Genomic DNA, 16054 nt, shown 5'->3' with positions numbered 1-16054 from the left:
ACGGTCGTGAGAATGTCACGGTCATGGCACCGGAGCACGGACAGTCCCCTCGTCACTTCCACGAGGCGGGCCGGGTTCTGCTGCGCACGACCATCCTCGACGCGATGCGCGGGCTGCTGCTGGAACGTGACTGGTCGGCGGTGACCATGAGCGATGTAGCCCGTGCGGCGGGGATCAGCCGACAGACGCTCTACAAGGAGTTCTCGTCGCGGCAGGGGCTCGCCCAGGGATACGCGCTGCGGCTCGTCGACGAATTCGCCGATGCGGTGGCGGATTCGGTGTATGCCCACGTCGGTGATGCGCGCGCAGCCCTCGTCGACGGGTTCGGCTCCTACTTCGTCGCTTCTGCCGCTGATCCGCTCGTCCGCTCATTGCTCGACGGTGAGGCCAAGCCGGACCTGCTGCGCTTGATCACGACCGATGCCGCGCCGATCCTCGAGCGCGGCGCAGGCAGGCTCGCCGACACCTTCGCGAACAGCTGGATTTCCGCACCCACTGCGGACGCTGTGATGCTCGCCCGTGTCGTGGTGCGCGTGGCTTTGAGCTTCATCTCGATGCCACCGACGTCCGGCTCGGATGTCGCGACCGAGCTCGCGGATATCCTCGTGCCCTTCGTGGAGAAGGTCAACGTGACGGAATGAGCACACGGTGAACCGGGCTGGGGCAGGTCATACGGCCGCGAGTTGTATAGCGTCTACGTAACTCTGGGACTTTCTGCCACCTGAGTGGCAGGCGGTGAAGATGCACGTTCCTCACGGCTACCCGACACATCCTGCGATGCTGCGGGCTCGACCGTGTCCCACACCGACGCTTCAGGTGCAGGACGAGTCCTCGACTGATTCACCCCCTCGGATGGTGTCCGGGCCGGAACACTGTGGCGGACCCGCCGATGGCGCGGCCTTGCCGAGGTCGGCCCGGTCTTGTCCCGACATCCGCGCCGGAGCATGCTCGGCGGTGCGGATCTCCAGGCTTCCATTGCGGGTGCGGACCGCCGCACCTCGGCCGAGGAGAACACGTTCGGCGAGGTTAAACCCGCCACATGGTCACGATTCCTACCGAGCTGGCAGGGCTCGTACCACGCATTGTGATAACCACCAGGGCGGGCCAGCGGCGCGTCACACCCCGGATACAAGGCAGACGATCCCCGCGCCGGCACCGTCACCGTCAGCACACCTACCCGGACGGCGGTATGAGCCAGCGCATCGGCGGCTTTGCGGCGCGTGGACTGCGCCGCCCGATTGTTGTTCACCCGCCCGTGCTTACTCGGTTCAAGGGTGGCGCCGACCGCGGTGCGATTCGCGTCGAGGACGGCGTTCTTCGCCTCCAGTGTGCTGCGGACCTGCTGCGGTGCGTTCTCGGCGAGCCGGCGTAGACGGGCGGACTTGCGGTGCAGCCGTTGCCCTTCGTCCTGCAGGCGGGCAGTTTGATGCCCAGGCCTCGGTCGTCGTAGGTGTAGCCCTGATAGTCCGATACCAATCCCTCCGGACTGTCGGTGACGGTCGCCGCGGCTCCGAGGGTGGACGGTGACCAGTCCACCCCGACCGCGATCGTGCCCGCGGCCAGGTCGTCGGCGGGAACGACTTCGGTGGCCGCGCAGCGCAGCAGCAGCCCCCGGCCATCGAGAGTCAAGGTGGGGAGATGCCACTGCGTGACGGGCCGACCGTCCAGGTGCGGTGGTAGCGCGGCGGTAAACCGCACCCGCTGCCACTGTGCCAGCGTCGTCGGGGCCCTGGTGGTGGGCAGGCGGGCCATCGCGGTGACCTGCGGTGGGGTTTGGATGTCGGTGATCCGCAGTCGTGTGGACTGCGCAGCGTCCGAGGCCGCGTCGTCGACCCAGCGGATACGCGCGAGCGGCGATACCGCCGGTGGAGGGATCGAACCTGGATGACAGCGACGCGATCGCTGAATCCTGGAACGTCAGGGTCCGCAGTGTCGCTGTGGCTTGTGCGGTGACCACACGGCTGACCCGCGAGGGCGCATACACCCCGTCGGGGTAGGTGGGGGTCCTGCCGAGACGGGCGGCCGCGACGTGTCCGTGTTTCGGTAGTGCTCGGCCCTCGCGGTCGCGGCCGGCGGCCGGGTGTCGAAGGTGCCCGGGTGCCACAATCGCGTGACCAACTCGGTTTCGGCGCTGGTGATCAGTCGAGCAGCCATCGGACGCGGGTGTCGAGGTTGTCGAGTCCGGTCGGGTCGCCGGTGGTGTCGTCGACCGCGAGGTGAGGTCGGGTGGTGAACGCGAACGGACGTCTGTCGGTAATGTCGGTCATTGTTCACCCCCGCGCCTCGAGCGTCGTCGATCGGTTCCGCTGCCGGCGACATCTCGTTGTGGTCCGGCGGGGCATCGACCGTATCGTCGGGCACCGACATCCAGCCTGATGGACATGTTGATGTGTTCTGCGGCCAGTCGACACAGAATGGAAGTATCAGAAGGAGCTGTCGAGTATCAGACATCTCGTCCACTGTTGTTAGCCTGGTGGGCATCCACCGATTGCCGATAGGAAGAGGCATCCGCACAGTGTCTGACACCACGTTCGTCGCCGACCAGATCAACGGGCTCGATTTCAAGGTCGCCGATCTGTCGCTGGCCGAGTTCGGCCGCAAAGAGATCCGTCTGGCCGAGCACGAGATGCCCGGGTTGATGGCGCTGCGTCGCGAGTACGCAGAGGTTCTGCCGCTGAAGGGTGCGCGCATCTCCGGTTCGCTGCACATGACGGTGCAGACCGCAGTCCTGATCGAGACCCTCGTCGCGCTCGGCGCGGACGTCCGGTGGGCCTCGTGCAACATCTTCTCCACGCAGGATCATGCTGCGGCCGCCGTGGTCGTGGGCCCGCACGGCACCCCCGAGGAGCCCAAGGGTGTGCCTGTGTTCGCGTGGAAGGGCGAGACCCTCGAGGAGTACTGGTGGGCGGCCGAGCAGATGCTCACGTGGCCCGGGGAGCCCGCCAACATGATCCTCGATGACGGTGGCGACGCCACGATGCTCGTCCTCAAGGGCGCCCAGTTCGAGAAGGCCGGCGTCGTGCCGCCGACGGACGAAGAGCAGGACTCCGCCGAGTACCAGGTGTTCCTGCAGCTGCTGCGCGAGTCGCTCGCTGCGGATTCGAAGAAGTGGTCCACCATTGCAGAGTCCGTGCAGGGCGTGACCGAAGAGACGACCACGGGTGTGCTGCGGCTCTACCAGCTTGCTGCTGCCGGTGAGCTGGTGTTTCCCGCGATCAACGTCAACGACTCGGTCACCAAGAGCAAGTTCGACAACAAGTACGGAACCCGCCACTCGCTGCTCGACGGCATCAACCGCGGCACCGACGTCCTGATCGGCGGCAAGTCTGCGCTGGTCTGCGGCTACGGCGACGTCGGTAAGGGCTGCGCCGAGGCGTTGCGTGGGCAGGGCGCACGTGTGTCCGTCACCGAGGTCGACCCCATCAACGCCCTGCAGGCGATGATGGACGGCTACGACGTCGTCACTGTCGAGGATTTCATCGGCCGGGCCGACATCGTGATCACCTCGACCGGTAACAAGGACATCATCACCTTCGAGCACATGAAGGCCATGAAGCACCAGGCGATCCTGGGCAACATCGGTCACTTCGACAACGAGATCGACATGGCGGGCCTCGAGCGGGCCGCCGACGTCACCCGGATCAACATCAAGCCGCAGGTCGACGAATTCCGATTCGCCGACGGCCACACGATCATCGTGCTGTCCGAGGGCCGGCTGCTGAACCTCGGCAACGCCACGGGTCACCCGTCGTTCGTGATGTCCAACTCCTTCGCGAACCAGGTGATCGCACAGATCGAGTTGTGGACGAAGCCCGACGAGTACGACAACGAGGTCTACCGCCTGCCCAAGCACCTCGACGAGAAGGTCGCGCGGATCCACGTCGAGGCACTCGGTGGCACCCTCACCAAGCTCACCAAGGAGCAGGCCGAGTACATCGGTGTCGACGTCGAGGGCCCGTACAAGCCCGAGCACTACCGCTACTGATACGGCGAGCCCCAGAAACCGAGAAACACAGCCGCATGGGTGTTCTGATCGTCGTCGAGGGCCTCGACGGGGCCGGCAAACGGACGTTGTCCGCCGGCCTCGTCGAGACCTGGCGTGCGCATGGTTCGTCGGTGGCGACGCTCGCCTTCCCGCGATACGGGCAGTCCGTGCACGCCGACCTGGGGGCCGAGGCTCTGCGGGGCGGGCACGGAGACACCGCCTCGAGTATCGAGGCGATGGCATTGCTGTGGGCGCTGGATCGGCGTGATGCGGCGGATGAACTCCGAAAGCTCCTCGCCGACAACGACATCGTGCTGCTCGATCGCTACGTGGCGTCGAACGCTGCGTACACCGCTGCGCGGCACCACGAGTCGGCGTCGGGGTCCTCGGTCGGGTGGGTGCGCGAACTCGAGTTCGGCAGGTTCGCTCTTCCCGCGCCGGATCTGCAAGTGCTGCTGCGGGTCCCCGTGGATCTGGCGGCCGAGCGTGCACGCACGCGGGAAGCCGCAGATTCCACGCGCGATCGGGATGCATACGAACGCGACGGCGATCTGCAGGCACGCACCGGTGAGGTGTACGACGGGCTCGCGGCAGACCGATGGATGTCGGAGTGGATTGTCGCCGGACCGGATTCCGACCCGCAACAACTCGCCGTTCAGATCTCAAATCTGCTTCACAACGGTCAAGGAGTGACACGATAGAGGTTATGAAGCCGAGGATTCTGGTTGTCGACGACGATTCTGCACTCGCAGAGATGCTCACGATCGTCCTGCGTGGTGAAGGGTTCGAACCCTTCGTGGTGGGCGACGGGACTCAGGCTCTGGGCGCAGTCCGCGAGATCCGCCCCGATCTGGTCCTGCTCGACCTGATGTTGCCCGGCATGAACGGGATCGACGTGTGCAGGGTGCTCCGGTCGGATTCGGGCGTGCCCATCGTCATGCTCACCGCGAAGTCGGACACCGTCGATGTCGTTCTCGGTCTCGAGTCGGGCGCCGACGATTACATCGTCAAGCCGTTCAAGCCGAAGGAGCTCGTCGCGCGTGTACGGGCGCGGCTGCGCCGCACCGAGCAGGAACCCGCCGAGATGCTCTCGATCGGTGAGATCTCGATCGACGTACCCGCGCACAAGGTCAGCCGCGGCGACGAACAGATCTCCCTCACCCCGCTCGAATTCGACCTGCTCGTCGCACTCGCGCGGAAGCCGCGACAAGTGTTCACCCGCGAGGTGTTGCTCGAGCAGGTGTGGGGATACCGTCATGCCGCTGATACCCGCCTGGTGAACGTTCACGTGCAGCGTCTACGCGCAAAGGTCGAGAAGGATCCCGAGAACCCCGAGGTCGTGCTGACTGTCCGGGGGGTCGGCTACAAGGCCGGACCGCCGTGATCCGTGGTTACCGTCTGCGGCGGAGGATCACACGAAGAACTCTGCCGCTGCTGAGGTGGTCACGCACGCTGAGCAGTGGGCTCGCGCACACCTGGCGTCGATCACTTCAGCTGAGGGTCGTTGCATCGACCCTATTCTCTGTCTCTGATCGTGATGCTCGTGCTGGGTGTGGTCCTCACAAGCCAGATCACCGACCGTCTCCTCGAAGTCAAGATCGATGCGGCCACCGAGGAGATGGAACGCTCCCGCGCGCTGGTCGAAGCCCAGCTTGCGGGAGCAGACGACTCCGGTTCCCTGACCGTCCGGCTCGACGGTGCTGCCGCAAGCCTGACCAACAGGGGGAGCGAGGCGGGGCAGGACACCGGTGTCGCCGGAACCTTCGACCCGGTGCTCATCGTCCCCGGTGACGGTCCGCGGGCACCGACGTCGAGCGGTGCGGCGGAGCAGATCCCGCAGAACCTGCGCGCGTTCGTCCAGAACGATCAGATCGCGTACCAGTTCGCGACGGTCGACGACCCGGACGGGTATTCCGGACCGGCTCTGATCGTGGGCAGCCCGACCGAGTCCGACATCTCGACCCTCGAGCTGTATCTGGTGTTTCCCCTCGGAGGCGAGGAACGCACTCTCGCACTCGTCCGCGGAACCCTGCTCGTCGGTGCCGGTGTACTCCTGGTGTTGCTGGCGGCGATCTCCATGATCGTCGCCCGACAGGTCGTTCTTCCCATTCGCTCGGCGTCGCGGATCGCGGTGCGTTTCGCGGACGGCCGGCTCAAGGAACGCATGCCGGTGCGTGGCGAGGACGACATCGCGCGCTTGGCGATGTCGTTCAACGAGATGGCGGAGAGCCTGTCGCGACAGATCACCCAACTCGAGGAATACGGCAATCTGCAGAAGCGGTTCACCTCCGACGTCAGCCACGAGCTCCGAACTCCGCTGACCACGGTCCGGATGGCTGCCGATCTCATTCACGATGGCAGCGACGAACTGGATCCTTCACTCAGACGTGCATCCGAACTGTTGGTCGCCGAACTCGACAGGTTCGAGTCGCTGCTGAACGACCTCCTGGAGATCAGCCGCCACGACGCCGGGGTCGCCGAACTCGCTTCCGAGCAACTCGACCTGCGCATGTGCGCGCGGGCGGCGATCGGGACAGTCCGCCATCTCGCGCGCGAGATGGCCACCGAGTTGATCGTGGATCTGCCGGACGAACCCGTCAACGCGGACGTCGATCCGCGCCGTGTCGAGCGGATTCTGCGCAATCTGCTCGCCAACGCCATCGACCACGGCGAGGGTAAACCGATCCTGCTGCGGTTGCGCACCGACGACAACGCTGCCGCGTTCGTCGTGCGCGACCAGGGCGTCGGATTGCGCCCAGGTGAGGAGAAGCTCGTCTTCAACCGGTTCTGGCGCTCCGACCCGTCGCGGGTGCGACGTTCGGGTGGCACCGGTCTGGGTCTGGCGATCAGCGTCGAGGACGCGAATCTGCACAACGGCAAACTGGAGGCCTGGGGCGAACCAGGTCGGGGCGCAAGCTTCCGGTTGACGCTGCCGCGCGTACGGGGACGCAAGGCGGGTCGTAGCCCGCTTCCGCTCGTGCCCACCGCGGCTCACGCGGTCCAGGGAAAACCGCCGCCGATGGTACCGGAAGCCGAGAAGGACGGGGTCGTCGAGAACCCGGCAGTCCCCGGACACACCGGAACGAACGCCAGTGCCGGAACGAACGTCAGTGCTGGATCGAACGACAGTGCGGGGACGAACGAGCCTGCACCATCGGAAGGAGCCGCGACATGAGCCACACGCGCTCACGTGTCCTCGGCCCCGTGATCGTCCTGCTGTCGGTGCTCGCGTTGATGGTGTCCGGGTGTGCGAGCCTTCCCGATTCCTCGTCGCCCCAGGCCATCGGGACAATCGACCGGGGACCCGCGACGACGGAGGTCTCGGCACCCGAACCGGGACGCGAACCCGACCTGCTCTTGCGGGACTTCCTCCAGGCGAATACCGACCCCGCCAACCGGCACGTCGCAGCCCGTCAGTTCCTCACGTCGGGGATGTCGGGTCGGTGGGACGATGCGGCCAGTGCCACGATCGTCGACAAGGTCGATGTGCTGGCCGAGGAGCGCGACGACAACACCGCGAAGTACGTCGTGCGTGCGAACATCGTCGGGCATCTCGAGGAAGGCGGCCTCTACCGCGCCGACAACGGTGAACTCGAAGCGAAGTTCACGCTTGTCCGTGACGACGGCGAATGGCGGATCGACGAGCTGCCGCCGGGCGTGATCATGGACAAGCCCAGATTCCTCAACAGCTATCAGCGTCGCTCGCTGTATTTCGTCACCCCCGACGGCAGCACGGTCGTTCCCGATCCCAGGTGGATCTCCGGAACACCCGAGCAGGCGGCGGCGCAACTGATCGGGCTTCTCATCGAAGGTCCCAAACCCTCGCTCGCACCCGCGGTCCACAACGAGCTGGCCGATGCGACGATCCTCGGGGCGATCACCAAGGCGGACGGTCGGACCGGTCAGGTCGGCGTGGGGCTGGGCGGTATCAGGGTGGATTTCGGCGGACTCACGTCGCTGACGGAACCGGCCCGGGAACTCCTGGCGGCCCAGGTGATCTGGACCTTGGCCAACGCCGAGATCGCGGGACCCTACGTCCTTCTCGCCGACGGCCGGCCGCTCGACGAGCGGTACCCGAACGGGTGGACCACCGCGGACGTCGCGTCGATGAATCCCCTCGCGACTTCGGGAACTCCGATCGGATTACACGCTGTGCTCGGCGGCGGTCTGGTCAATGTCGCGGAAACCGGCGTGACCCCGGTTCAGGGCTTCTTCGGATCCGTCGACAACCTTCGTTCGGTCGGGATGTCGCGGGACGGCGCACTGCTTGCAGCAGTCGCGGATACCGGCCGACCGGAACCGGAACCCGCTGCAGAACTCGTGGTCGGTGCCTACAACGACGGATCGCCCGAGCCGGCTGTCGAAGGAGAATCGATCACCCGGCCGTCATGGGCTCCCGACAGCAATTCGGTTTGGGCGGTCGTCAACGGCACAGCTGTCGTGAGGGCGGTCAGAGAACCCGGGAGTGGTCGCGTCACGGTAGTGGGGGTCGAAGCCGGAGCGATCCGCGCTCTCGGCGGCCGCATCAGCGAGTTGCGGCTGTCGCGCGACGGCGTGCGCGCGGCGATGATCATCGACGGACGTGTCTACATCGCAACCGTGGTGCAGACCCCGAACGGAGAGTTCTCGCTGACGAGTCCACGCGAGATCGCCTTCGAGCTGGGCGGACCCGCCCTGTCGCTGGACTGGAGCACGTCCGACACCGTCGTGGTCTCCCGCTCTGCCTCCGATATCCCCGTTGTGCAGATCGCGATCGACGGATCGCGAATGGACGCGCTTCCGAGCCGGAACCTCACGCCACCGGTCGTGGCGGTCGAGGCTTCGACGACCACCGAGTACGTGGCCGACACGAGAGCGGTGTTCCAACTCAACAACAGCGATCCCGCGGGTGACCGCTACTGGCGAGAGGTACCCGGCCTGGCCGGGTTGACCGCGGTGCCGGTGTTGCCGGGCTGACCTGTCGTATCGGGTCGGCACACTGTGCGAGTGCTGGCGGCATTGCTCGATCTCGTGCTCCCTGTCCGCTGTGGCGGCTGCGGTGTGCCCGGCACGCCGTGGTGCCGTGAGTGTGCCCGCGCTCTGAATGATCCACCGGCGCAGGTGCACGTGCGTGTCGACCCGGGGGTGCCGGTGTGGGCGCTCGGGGCGTACTCCGGCGCGCGGCGCAACGCTGTCGTCGCGGCCAAGGAGCGTGGCCGCCGCGACCTCGCGCCACCGCTCGGCTTGGCGGTGGCGGTCGCCGTCGCTCGCTTGCGACGGTGGGGTGAGCTCCCCGCCGGGCCGCTGATCGTGGTGCCTGCCCCGACCCGCGCCCGGGCGGCGCGTGCGCGCGGGGGAGACCCGGTCACGCGGATGGCCCGATGCGCGGCCTCGCACGACCCGTCGCTTCACGTGCATCCGATGCTGGTCACGGGCGCGAGGGTGCGCGACTCGGTCGGGCTGTCTGCGTCTCAGCGGCAGGACAATCTCGCCGGAAGGATCTCCATACGTGCCGATTCCTTACCGCGGAGCCTTCCATTGCTCGTGATCGACGACATCGTCACCACTGGAGCGACCACGAGGGAGGCTGTCCGAGTGCTCCGAAAAGCGGGGTTTCGGACGTCCGGAATTCTGGTGATCGCACGTGCCTGACGCCGTCTGTGTGATAGGCGACGACACGCCTGAGAAGTGAATTCGATCGGAACAGTGGCGGACCTTCCGGTTACGTACTACCGTCGGCCTCAGACCCGGAAACAACAAGGTAGACGGGTAGAAATACTCGATCTTCCCCGTTTCGGGCAGAGCGCCCAGGCGCTCATCGATCCTGCCGGTGCGCGTGCTGCGCCGGCCGTACTCGGGAGGTACGAGTGACGACCCCTTCGAATTCCACCGTCGCGGTCGCCGATACAGGCGACTCCGCTCCGCAGACCGTGAACGCCGACGTCGTGGTGAAAGGCCGCAACGTCGAGGTCCCGGATCATTTCCGGATCTACGTGTCGGAGAAGCTAGCTCGGCTCGAACGGTTCGACCCGACGATCTTCCTGTTCGACGTCGAACTACAGCACGAACGCAATCGTCGCCAGATGAAGAGTTGTCAGAGGGTCGAGATCACGGCTCGGGGTAAAGGGCCCGTTGTACGCGCTGAGGCCAAGGCCGACAGTTTCTACGCTGCGTTCGAGTCGGTGACGGCCAAGCTCGAATCTCGACTGCGTCGTACGAAGGACCGCCGCAAGGTGTCCTACGGAGACAAGACCCCGGTGTCGGTTGCAGAAGCAACGGCAGAACTCGCGCAGGACGACTCGCTCGCGATCTCGCCGGATCTCAACCTCGACGGATACGAGCAGGAGCCCCAGGGCCCCGGTCGGATCGTTCGGACGAAGGAACACACAGCGGAGCCGATGACGGTCGACGATGCACTCTACGAGATGGAACTCGTGGGCCACGACTTCTACCTTTTCCACGACAAAGAGACCGACAAGCCATCGGTGGTGTATCGCCGTCATGCGTTCGACTACGGGTTGCTCAGACTCGGATGACATCCGTGTGAGACGGCGATGAGGTAGTGGCCATCGCCGTCGGTTCGAGAGAACGCCTACCATGGAATCCGGCCGGGGTCCGAAAGGCCTCGGCCGGATTTCTTGTCCGTGCAGGTACCCGAGATTGAGGACGAACACACCAGTGCTGTCGCTGACGAAGCTGCTCCGGATCGGTGAAGGTCGCATGGTCAAGCGGCTCAAGCACATCGCAGAGCACGTCGAATCCATTGCCCCTGAGTTCGAGAGCTTGACCGATGCGGAGCTGCGGGCCAAGACCGACGAGTTCCGCGGTCGACTTCAGGATGGGGAAACCCTCGACGACCTGCTGCCGGAGGCGTTCGCGACGGCGCGGGAAGCCTCGTATCGTGTCATCGGCCAGAAGCACTACACCGTCCAGATCATGGGTGGCGCGGCGCTTCATTTCGGCAACATCGCCGAGATGAAGACAGGTGAGGGCAAGACCCTCACCTGTGTCCTTCCGGCCTACCTCAATGCTCTGGCCGGCGACGGCGTCCACGTCGTCACCGTCAATGATTACCTTGCCAAGCGCGACTCCGAGTGGATGGGGCGTGTCCATCGGTTCCTCGGTCTCGAAACCGATGTGATCCTCTCCGGCCTCACCCCGGCCCAGCGCCGCGCCGCATATGCGGCCGACATCACGTACGGCACGAACAACGAGTTCGGCTTCGACTATCTGCGCGACAACATGACGCACTCCCTCGACGACCTGGTGCAGCGCGGGCACCACTTCGCGGTCGTCGACGAGGTCGACTCGATCCTCATCGACGAGGCCCGTACCCCGCTGATCATTTCGGGTCCGGCCGACGCGTCGAGCAAGTGGTACGCGGAATTCGCGCGCATCGTGCCGATGCTGAAGGTCGATGTCCACTATGAGGTGGACATCAAGAAGCGCACCATCGGTGTGCACGAGGCCGGCGTCGAACTCGTCGAAGACCAGCTCGGCATCGACAACCTGTACGAGGCGGCGAACTCCCCGCTGGTCAGCTACCTCAACAACGCGATCAAGGCGAAAGAGCTCTACACCAAGGACAAGGACTACATCGTCCGCGACGGCGAGGTCGTCATCGTCGACGAGTTCACCGGGCGTGTGCTCTCCGGTCGCCGTTACAACGAGGGCATGCACCAGGCGATCGAGGCCAAGGAAAAGGTCGAGATCAAGGCGGAGAACCAGACCCTCGCCACCATCACGCTGCAGAATTACTTCCGTCTGTACGACAAGCTCTCGGGCATGACCGGTACGGCCGAGACCGAGGCGGCCGAGCTTCACCAGATCTACGACCTCGGCGTGATCCCGATCCCGACGAACCGTCCGATGATCCGGGTGGACCAGGGCGACCTCATCTACAAGTCCGAGGAGGCGAAGTTCGCTGCTGTGGTGGACGACGTCGTCGAGCGGCATCAGAACGGTCAGCCCGTCCTGATCGGTACCACCAGCGTCGAACGTTCGGAGTACCTGTCGAAGCAGTTCACCAAGAAGGGTGTGCCTCACAGCGTCCTCAATGCGAAGTTCCACGAACAGGAGGCGCAGATCATCGCGGAGGCCGGCCGGTCGGGCGCGGTCACCGTTGCGACCAACATGGCGGGTCGCGGTACCGACGTCGTTCTCGGTGGTAACCCCGACATCCTCGCCGACATCGCGTTGCGCAAGCGTGGCCTGGACCCGGTCTCTACTCCGGAGGAGTACGAAGCAGCGTGGGACCCGACTCTCGAGCAGATCAAGTCCGAGGTCAAGGCAGACGCAGAGCGGGTGCGTGAGGCGGGCGGACTGTACGTCCTCGGCACCGAGCGGCACGAGTCGCGGCGTATCGACAATCAGCTGCGTGGTCGTTCCGGCCGCCAGGGTGATCCGGGCGAGTCCCGGTTCTACCTGTCGCTCGGCGACGAATTGATGCGGCGCTTCAACGGCGCGGCACTCGAATCGATCATGACCCGCCTCAACCTGCCCGACGACGTCCCGATCGAGGCGAAGATGGTGTCGAAGGCCATCAAGAGCGCGCAGACGCAGGTCGAGCAGCAGAACTACGAGATCCGTAAGAACGTCCTGAAGTACGACGAGGTGATGAACCAGCAGCGCACCGTCATCTATGAGGAGCGTCGCCGGATTCTGCGTGGCGAGGACCTCGAAGGCCAGGTCGAGCGCATGCTCACGGATGTCGTCACCGCGTATGTCGACGGAGCGACCGCCGAGGGCTACGTCGAGGACTGGGACCTCGAGCAGCTGTGGACCGCACTCAAGACCCTCTACCCCGTCAGCGTGGACTACAAGAAGCTGGTCGCGGAGAACGAGGATCTCGACCGCGACGAGTTGCGCGAGATCCTGCTGCAGGATGCGCGGGACGCGTACGCGCGTCGCGAGGCCGAGATCGAGGGCATCGCCGGTGACAATGCGATGCGCGAACTCGAACGGCGGGTGTTGCTCTCCGTCCTCGACCGCAAGTGGCGCGAGCACCTCTACGAGATGGACTACCTCAAGGAGGGCATCGGTCTGAGGGCGATGGCTCAGCGCGACCCCCTCGTCGAGTACCAGCGTGAAGGCTTCGACATGTTCACGGGCATGCTCGAGGGGCTCAAGGAGGAATCGGTCGGCTTCCTGTTCAACCTGCAGGTCGAGGCGAACACAGCCCAGGCGCCGGCGGCAGGCGGCGGAGTTGCCGTCACCCCCGCGTCCGCGGCCGTGGCTGCCCGCAACGCACCGTCGTTGACCAAGCCTGCACCGCAGCCCCAGCCGCAACCCGCGACTCGACAGCAGCCGGCTCCGGCTCCGGCTCCGGCAGCACTGCGAGCGAAGGGACTCGACGAGACCGAGCGCCGACTGACGTACACCGGGCCGGCAGAGGACGGTCGCGCCCACGTCGCCCGGAGCACCGGTCCGAGCGAGGGCACCGGCCCCCAGCAGGGTGGCACACGCCGGGAACGTCGCGCCGCAGCCCGCAAGGACGCCAAGACCAATCGGCGCGGCTGATGATTTCCCGGCCGACCGCTTTCAGCCGAGCCAGAGGGTCGTGATGGCCCATCCGTGACGGGTATGTCCGCGCGTCGGCGTGCGCACGACCCGTCCGGCCATCGCGAACACACGGTGCCCGCGCGCGTAGGACCCGAACAGTTCTGCCGTGCGGGCATCGACCGTCTGCAGGCGTGTGCGAAGTACGACGGCCGAGTCCGCTTCGGTTCGAGCACGACGGGCTGCACTGAATGTCGTGACCAGAGCCGGTGTGAGGACTGTCGTAAGTTGGGCGTCCGGTCGGCGGCCGTCCACGACTTCGAGGACGAGCCTCACGGCGAGCTCGGCGAACCGGTGCGCGCTCGTATCGACGTTCCGGCTCGGTGCCATCTCGACGACGTAGGGCGGTCGAAGCCGATCGGCAGCGACACGGGGTCGTCCCGACCTGCCGGAGTGTGGTGTGGTCCGTCGTAGGACATGCGGGCGGTGCGCGGTGCAGGATTCCTGAACCGGAGGTTCGAAATGTGGAACGGGTCGGATGAAGCGGCCCGACTGTGGACGTGACATACGCATGCCTCCCGGAACATCGACTGGCGCCGGCCGGCGAATGCCGGTCGGTGGTGGGCTCTGGGAGAGGACGGAACCAGGCACATCGTGACATATTGTCGCGCAGAGAGCCCGATGACACGGTCAGGATCGAGGAGCGGAACGGTGCTACGCGGATTGATCTTGGATTTCGGTGGCGTTCTCACCGGCCCGGGCTCGGAGGCGGACGAGCTGTGGGCGATGGTCGCCGAGGTGCGTGGTCGCGGCGTGCGCACGGCGATCCTGAGCAACGATCCCGGTGGCTCCGGGCCGGGTGCTCGTGCACTGCGTCGTCTCGGTTCGGGTCGGATCGTCGACGAGGTCGTCCTGTCCGGAGACATCGGTGTGGCGAAGCCCGACCCCAGCAGCTATCTGCTGGTTGCACAACGGTTGGCCCTGGAACCGTCGCAATGCGTGTTCGTCGACGATCTCGTCGTGAACGTACGCGGAGCCGCCGCGGTGGGAATGGTCGGTGTCCACCACGACGTTCCGTGCGCAATGAGGCAGGAGTTGGCCGTACTCTTCAATATCGGTGAGGCATCGGAAGATGCCGACGGGATCGAGGGGGGCGCTTCGCTATGACGAGCCGCATGACGGCGCAGGACGCATCGTTCTATTACCTGGAGACGAGCAACACTCCGATGCACATCGGATCGTTGGCCATCCTCGAACCACAGGAAGGCGGACTCGACTACGAGAACGTCGTCCGCCTCGTCGAGAAGCGTCTCCCGGAAGTCGCGAGGTACAGGCAGAAGGTCCGCGAAGTGGCCTTCGGCATGGCACGTCCGGTCTGGGTCGACGATCGGGACTTCGACATCACCTATCACGTGCGACGCTCGGCGCTGCCCCGGCCGGGATCGGACGAGCAGCTGTTCGATCTGATCGCGCGTCTGATCTCCCGTCCGCTCGATCGCACGCGCCCATTGTGGGAGATGTATCTCGTAGAAGGCCTCGCCGACGGCCGGGCCGCGTTGTTCACCAAGTCCCACTCCGCTCTCGTCGACGGCGAGGAGTCGCTCGAGATCGGGCAGGTGCTCTTCGACCGCACTCCCGAGCCGCGCGAGGTCCCCGAGGAACTCTGGATGCCCGAGCAGGAGCCGTCGGACACCGCGCTGCTGGTGGGAGCGCTCGCGGGCGCGGTGGCACGGCCTGGCGAGGGCGTGGCAGCTGTGCGCACGGCGCTCGGTGATCTCGCGTCGACGGTCGCGGAGACGGTCGACGTGGTGGGCAGGCTTGCGAGGACTGCTGCGCAGTCCGCCCCGGAATCGCCGTTGAACGCGTCGATCTCACGCAGTCGACGGTTCACGGTCGTGCAGTCCGACCTCGGGCCCTATCGAGAGATTCATGCGCGCTACGGATGCACGATCAACGACGTGGTCCTTGCCGTCATCGCGGGTGCGTTGCGCTACTGGTTGTTGTCGCGTGGTGAGCCACTCACCGAGGCGACGACGGTACGCGCGATGGTGCCGATGTCGGTGTACACACAGGAACCGGAGGGGCCGGTCGGTGACGGCGACACCATCCGGGTCCACCCTCAGGGCGAGGTGTCATCGTTCCTGGTGGATCTGCCGGTGGGTGAGCCGAACGCGGTGGTGCGTCTGTCTCACATCTCGCATGCCGGTGAGGCGTACTCGCGCCAGCGGCGACGGATCGCCGCGCAGACGATGATCCGGTTGTCCGGCTTCGCGCCCGCCACGATGCACGCGGTGGGGGCGCGGGTCGCGACCGGATTCTCGCAGCGGATGTTCAATCTCATGATCACCAACGCCCCGGGGCCGCAGCATGCGCTGTACCTCGCAGGGGCGCGCGTCCTCGAGATGTACCCAGTGTCGCCGTTGCTCAAGACACAGGCGCTCAGCATTGCCCTCACGTCGTACGACGGCAACATCTACTACGGTTTGAATGCAGACCGCGATGCCATGCCCGACGTGGATGTCCTCGCATCATTGCTGCACGAATCGCTCGAGGAGTTGTTGGATGCCAGTAGGTGAGAAGTGACGCGCGTCT

General features: G+C 65.7%; 11 protein-coding genes and 2 pseudogenes. 11 read left to right on the top strand and 2 right to left on the bottom strand.

Annotation, left to right across the window (positions count from 1 at the left end):
- Positions 1 to 23 precede the first annotated feature (23 nt).
- The gene (locus tag EV641_RS04650; protein ID WP_054718438.1) at positions 24 to 641 is read left to right on the top strand and encodes a TetR family transcriptional regulator; all 618 of its coding nucleotides are present in this window, start codon (positions 24 to 26) and stop codon (positions 639 to 641) included.
- A 53-nt stretch (positions 642 to 694) separates the two neighbouring features.
- Here the strand turns inward: EV641_RS04650 and EV641_RS04645 are convergent.
- A pseudogene (locus EV641_RS04645) lies at positions 695 to 2267 on the bottom strand (transposase).
- 248 nt (positions 2268 to 2515) lie between these two features.
- Between EV641_RS04645 and ahcY the strand changes: the two are divergent.
- The 8 genes and pseudogenes from ahcY (at position 2516) to secA (ending at position 13483) form a co-directional block, all read left to right on the top strand.
- On the top strand, positions 2516 to 3985 hold the full coding sequence (gene ahcY / locus EV641_RS04640; protein WP_132470950.1) for an adenosylhomocysteinase: 1470 nt from the start codon (positions 2516 to 2518) through the stop codon (positions 3983 to 3985).
- 35 nt (positions 3986 to 4020) lie between these two features.
- Positions 4021 to 4686 carry a dTMP kinase gene (locus tag EV641_RS04635; RefSeq protein ID WP_132470949.1) on the top strand — a complete coding sequence of 222 codons (666 nt, stop codon included), beginning with the start codon at positions 4021 to 4023 and terminating at the stop codon, positions 4684 to 4686.
- Positions 4683 to 5369: an MtrAB system response regulator MtrA gene (gene mtrA, locus EV641_RS04630; protein WP_199233149.1), complete on the top strand. Its 687-nt coding sequence runs from the start codon at positions 4683 to 4685 to the stop codon at positions 5367 to 5369. The genes EV641_RS04635 and mtrA overlap by 4 nt, the downstream gene beginning before the upstream one ends.
- A pseudogene (gene mtrB / locus EV641_RS04625) lies at positions 5366 to 7160 on the top strand (MtrAB system histidine kinase MtrB). Before mtrA ends, mtrB begins: the two are co-directional and overlap by 4 nt.
- Positions 7157 to 8941, top strand: a complete 1785-nt coding sequence (lpqB, locus tag EV641_RS04620; RefSeq protein WP_132470948.1) for an MtrAB system accessory lipoprotein LpqB — start codon at positions 7157 to 7159, stop codon at positions 8939 to 8941. Before mtrB ends, lpqB begins: the two are co-directional and overlap by 4 nt.
- A gap of 30 nt (positions 8942 to 8971) precedes the next feature.
- The gene (locus tag EV641_RS04615) at positions 8972 to 9616 is read left to right on the top strand and encodes a ComF family protein (RefSeq protein ID WP_132470947.1); all 645 of its coding nucleotides are present in this window, start codon (positions 8972 to 8974) and stop codon (positions 9614 to 9616) included.
- Between the two features lie 215 nt (positions 9617 to 9831).
- On the top strand, positions 9832 to 10500 hold the full coding sequence (raiA, locus tag EV641_RS04610) for a ribosome-associated translation inhibitor RaiA (RefSeq protein ID WP_132470946.1): 669 nt from the start codon (positions 9832 to 9834) through the stop codon (positions 10498 to 10500).
- Between the two features lie 142 nt (positions 10501 to 10642).
- On the top strand, positions 10643 to 13483 hold the full coding sequence (secA, locus tag EV641_RS04605) for a preprotein translocase subunit SecA (RefSeq protein WP_132470945.1): 2841 nt from the start codon (positions 10643 to 10645) through the stop codon (positions 13481 to 13483).
- Between the two features lie 21 nt (positions 13484 to 13504).
- On the opposite strand, the gene EV641_RS04600 is transcribed toward secA, so the two are convergent.
- Positions 13505 to 13852, bottom strand: coding sequence for an Rv3235 family protein (locus tag EV641_RS04600; protein WP_241996833.1), 348 nt, complete (start codon positions 13850 to 13852; stop codon positions 13505 to 13507).
- 291 nt (positions 13853 to 14143) lie between these two features.
- Between EV641_RS04600 and EV641_RS04595 the strand changes: the two genes are divergently transcribed.
- Positions 14144 to 14629 (top strand): HAD-IA family hydrolase, encoded by a 486-nt coding sequence (locus tag EV641_RS04595; protein ID WP_132470944.1) that lies wholly within the window; start codon positions 14144 to 14146, stop codon positions 14627 to 14629.
- Positions 14626 to 16038, top strand: coding sequence for a wax ester/triacylglycerol synthase family O-acyltransferase (locus EV641_RS04590; RefSeq protein WP_132470943.1), 1413 nt, complete (start codon positions 14626 to 14628; stop codon positions 16036 to 16038). Before EV641_RS04595 ends, EV641_RS04590 begins: the two co-directional genes overlap by 4 nt.
- The last annotated feature ends 16 nt before the right edge of the window (positions 16039 to 16054 follow it).

This window comes from Rhodococcus sp. SMB37, assembly GCF_004345605.1.
In the GTDB taxonomy this organism is placed as follows: Bacteria; Actinomycetota; Actinomycetes; order Mycobacteriales; family Mycobacteriaceae; genus Rhodococcus.
This window is presented reverse-complemented; position numbering and strand designations above follow the sequence as displayed.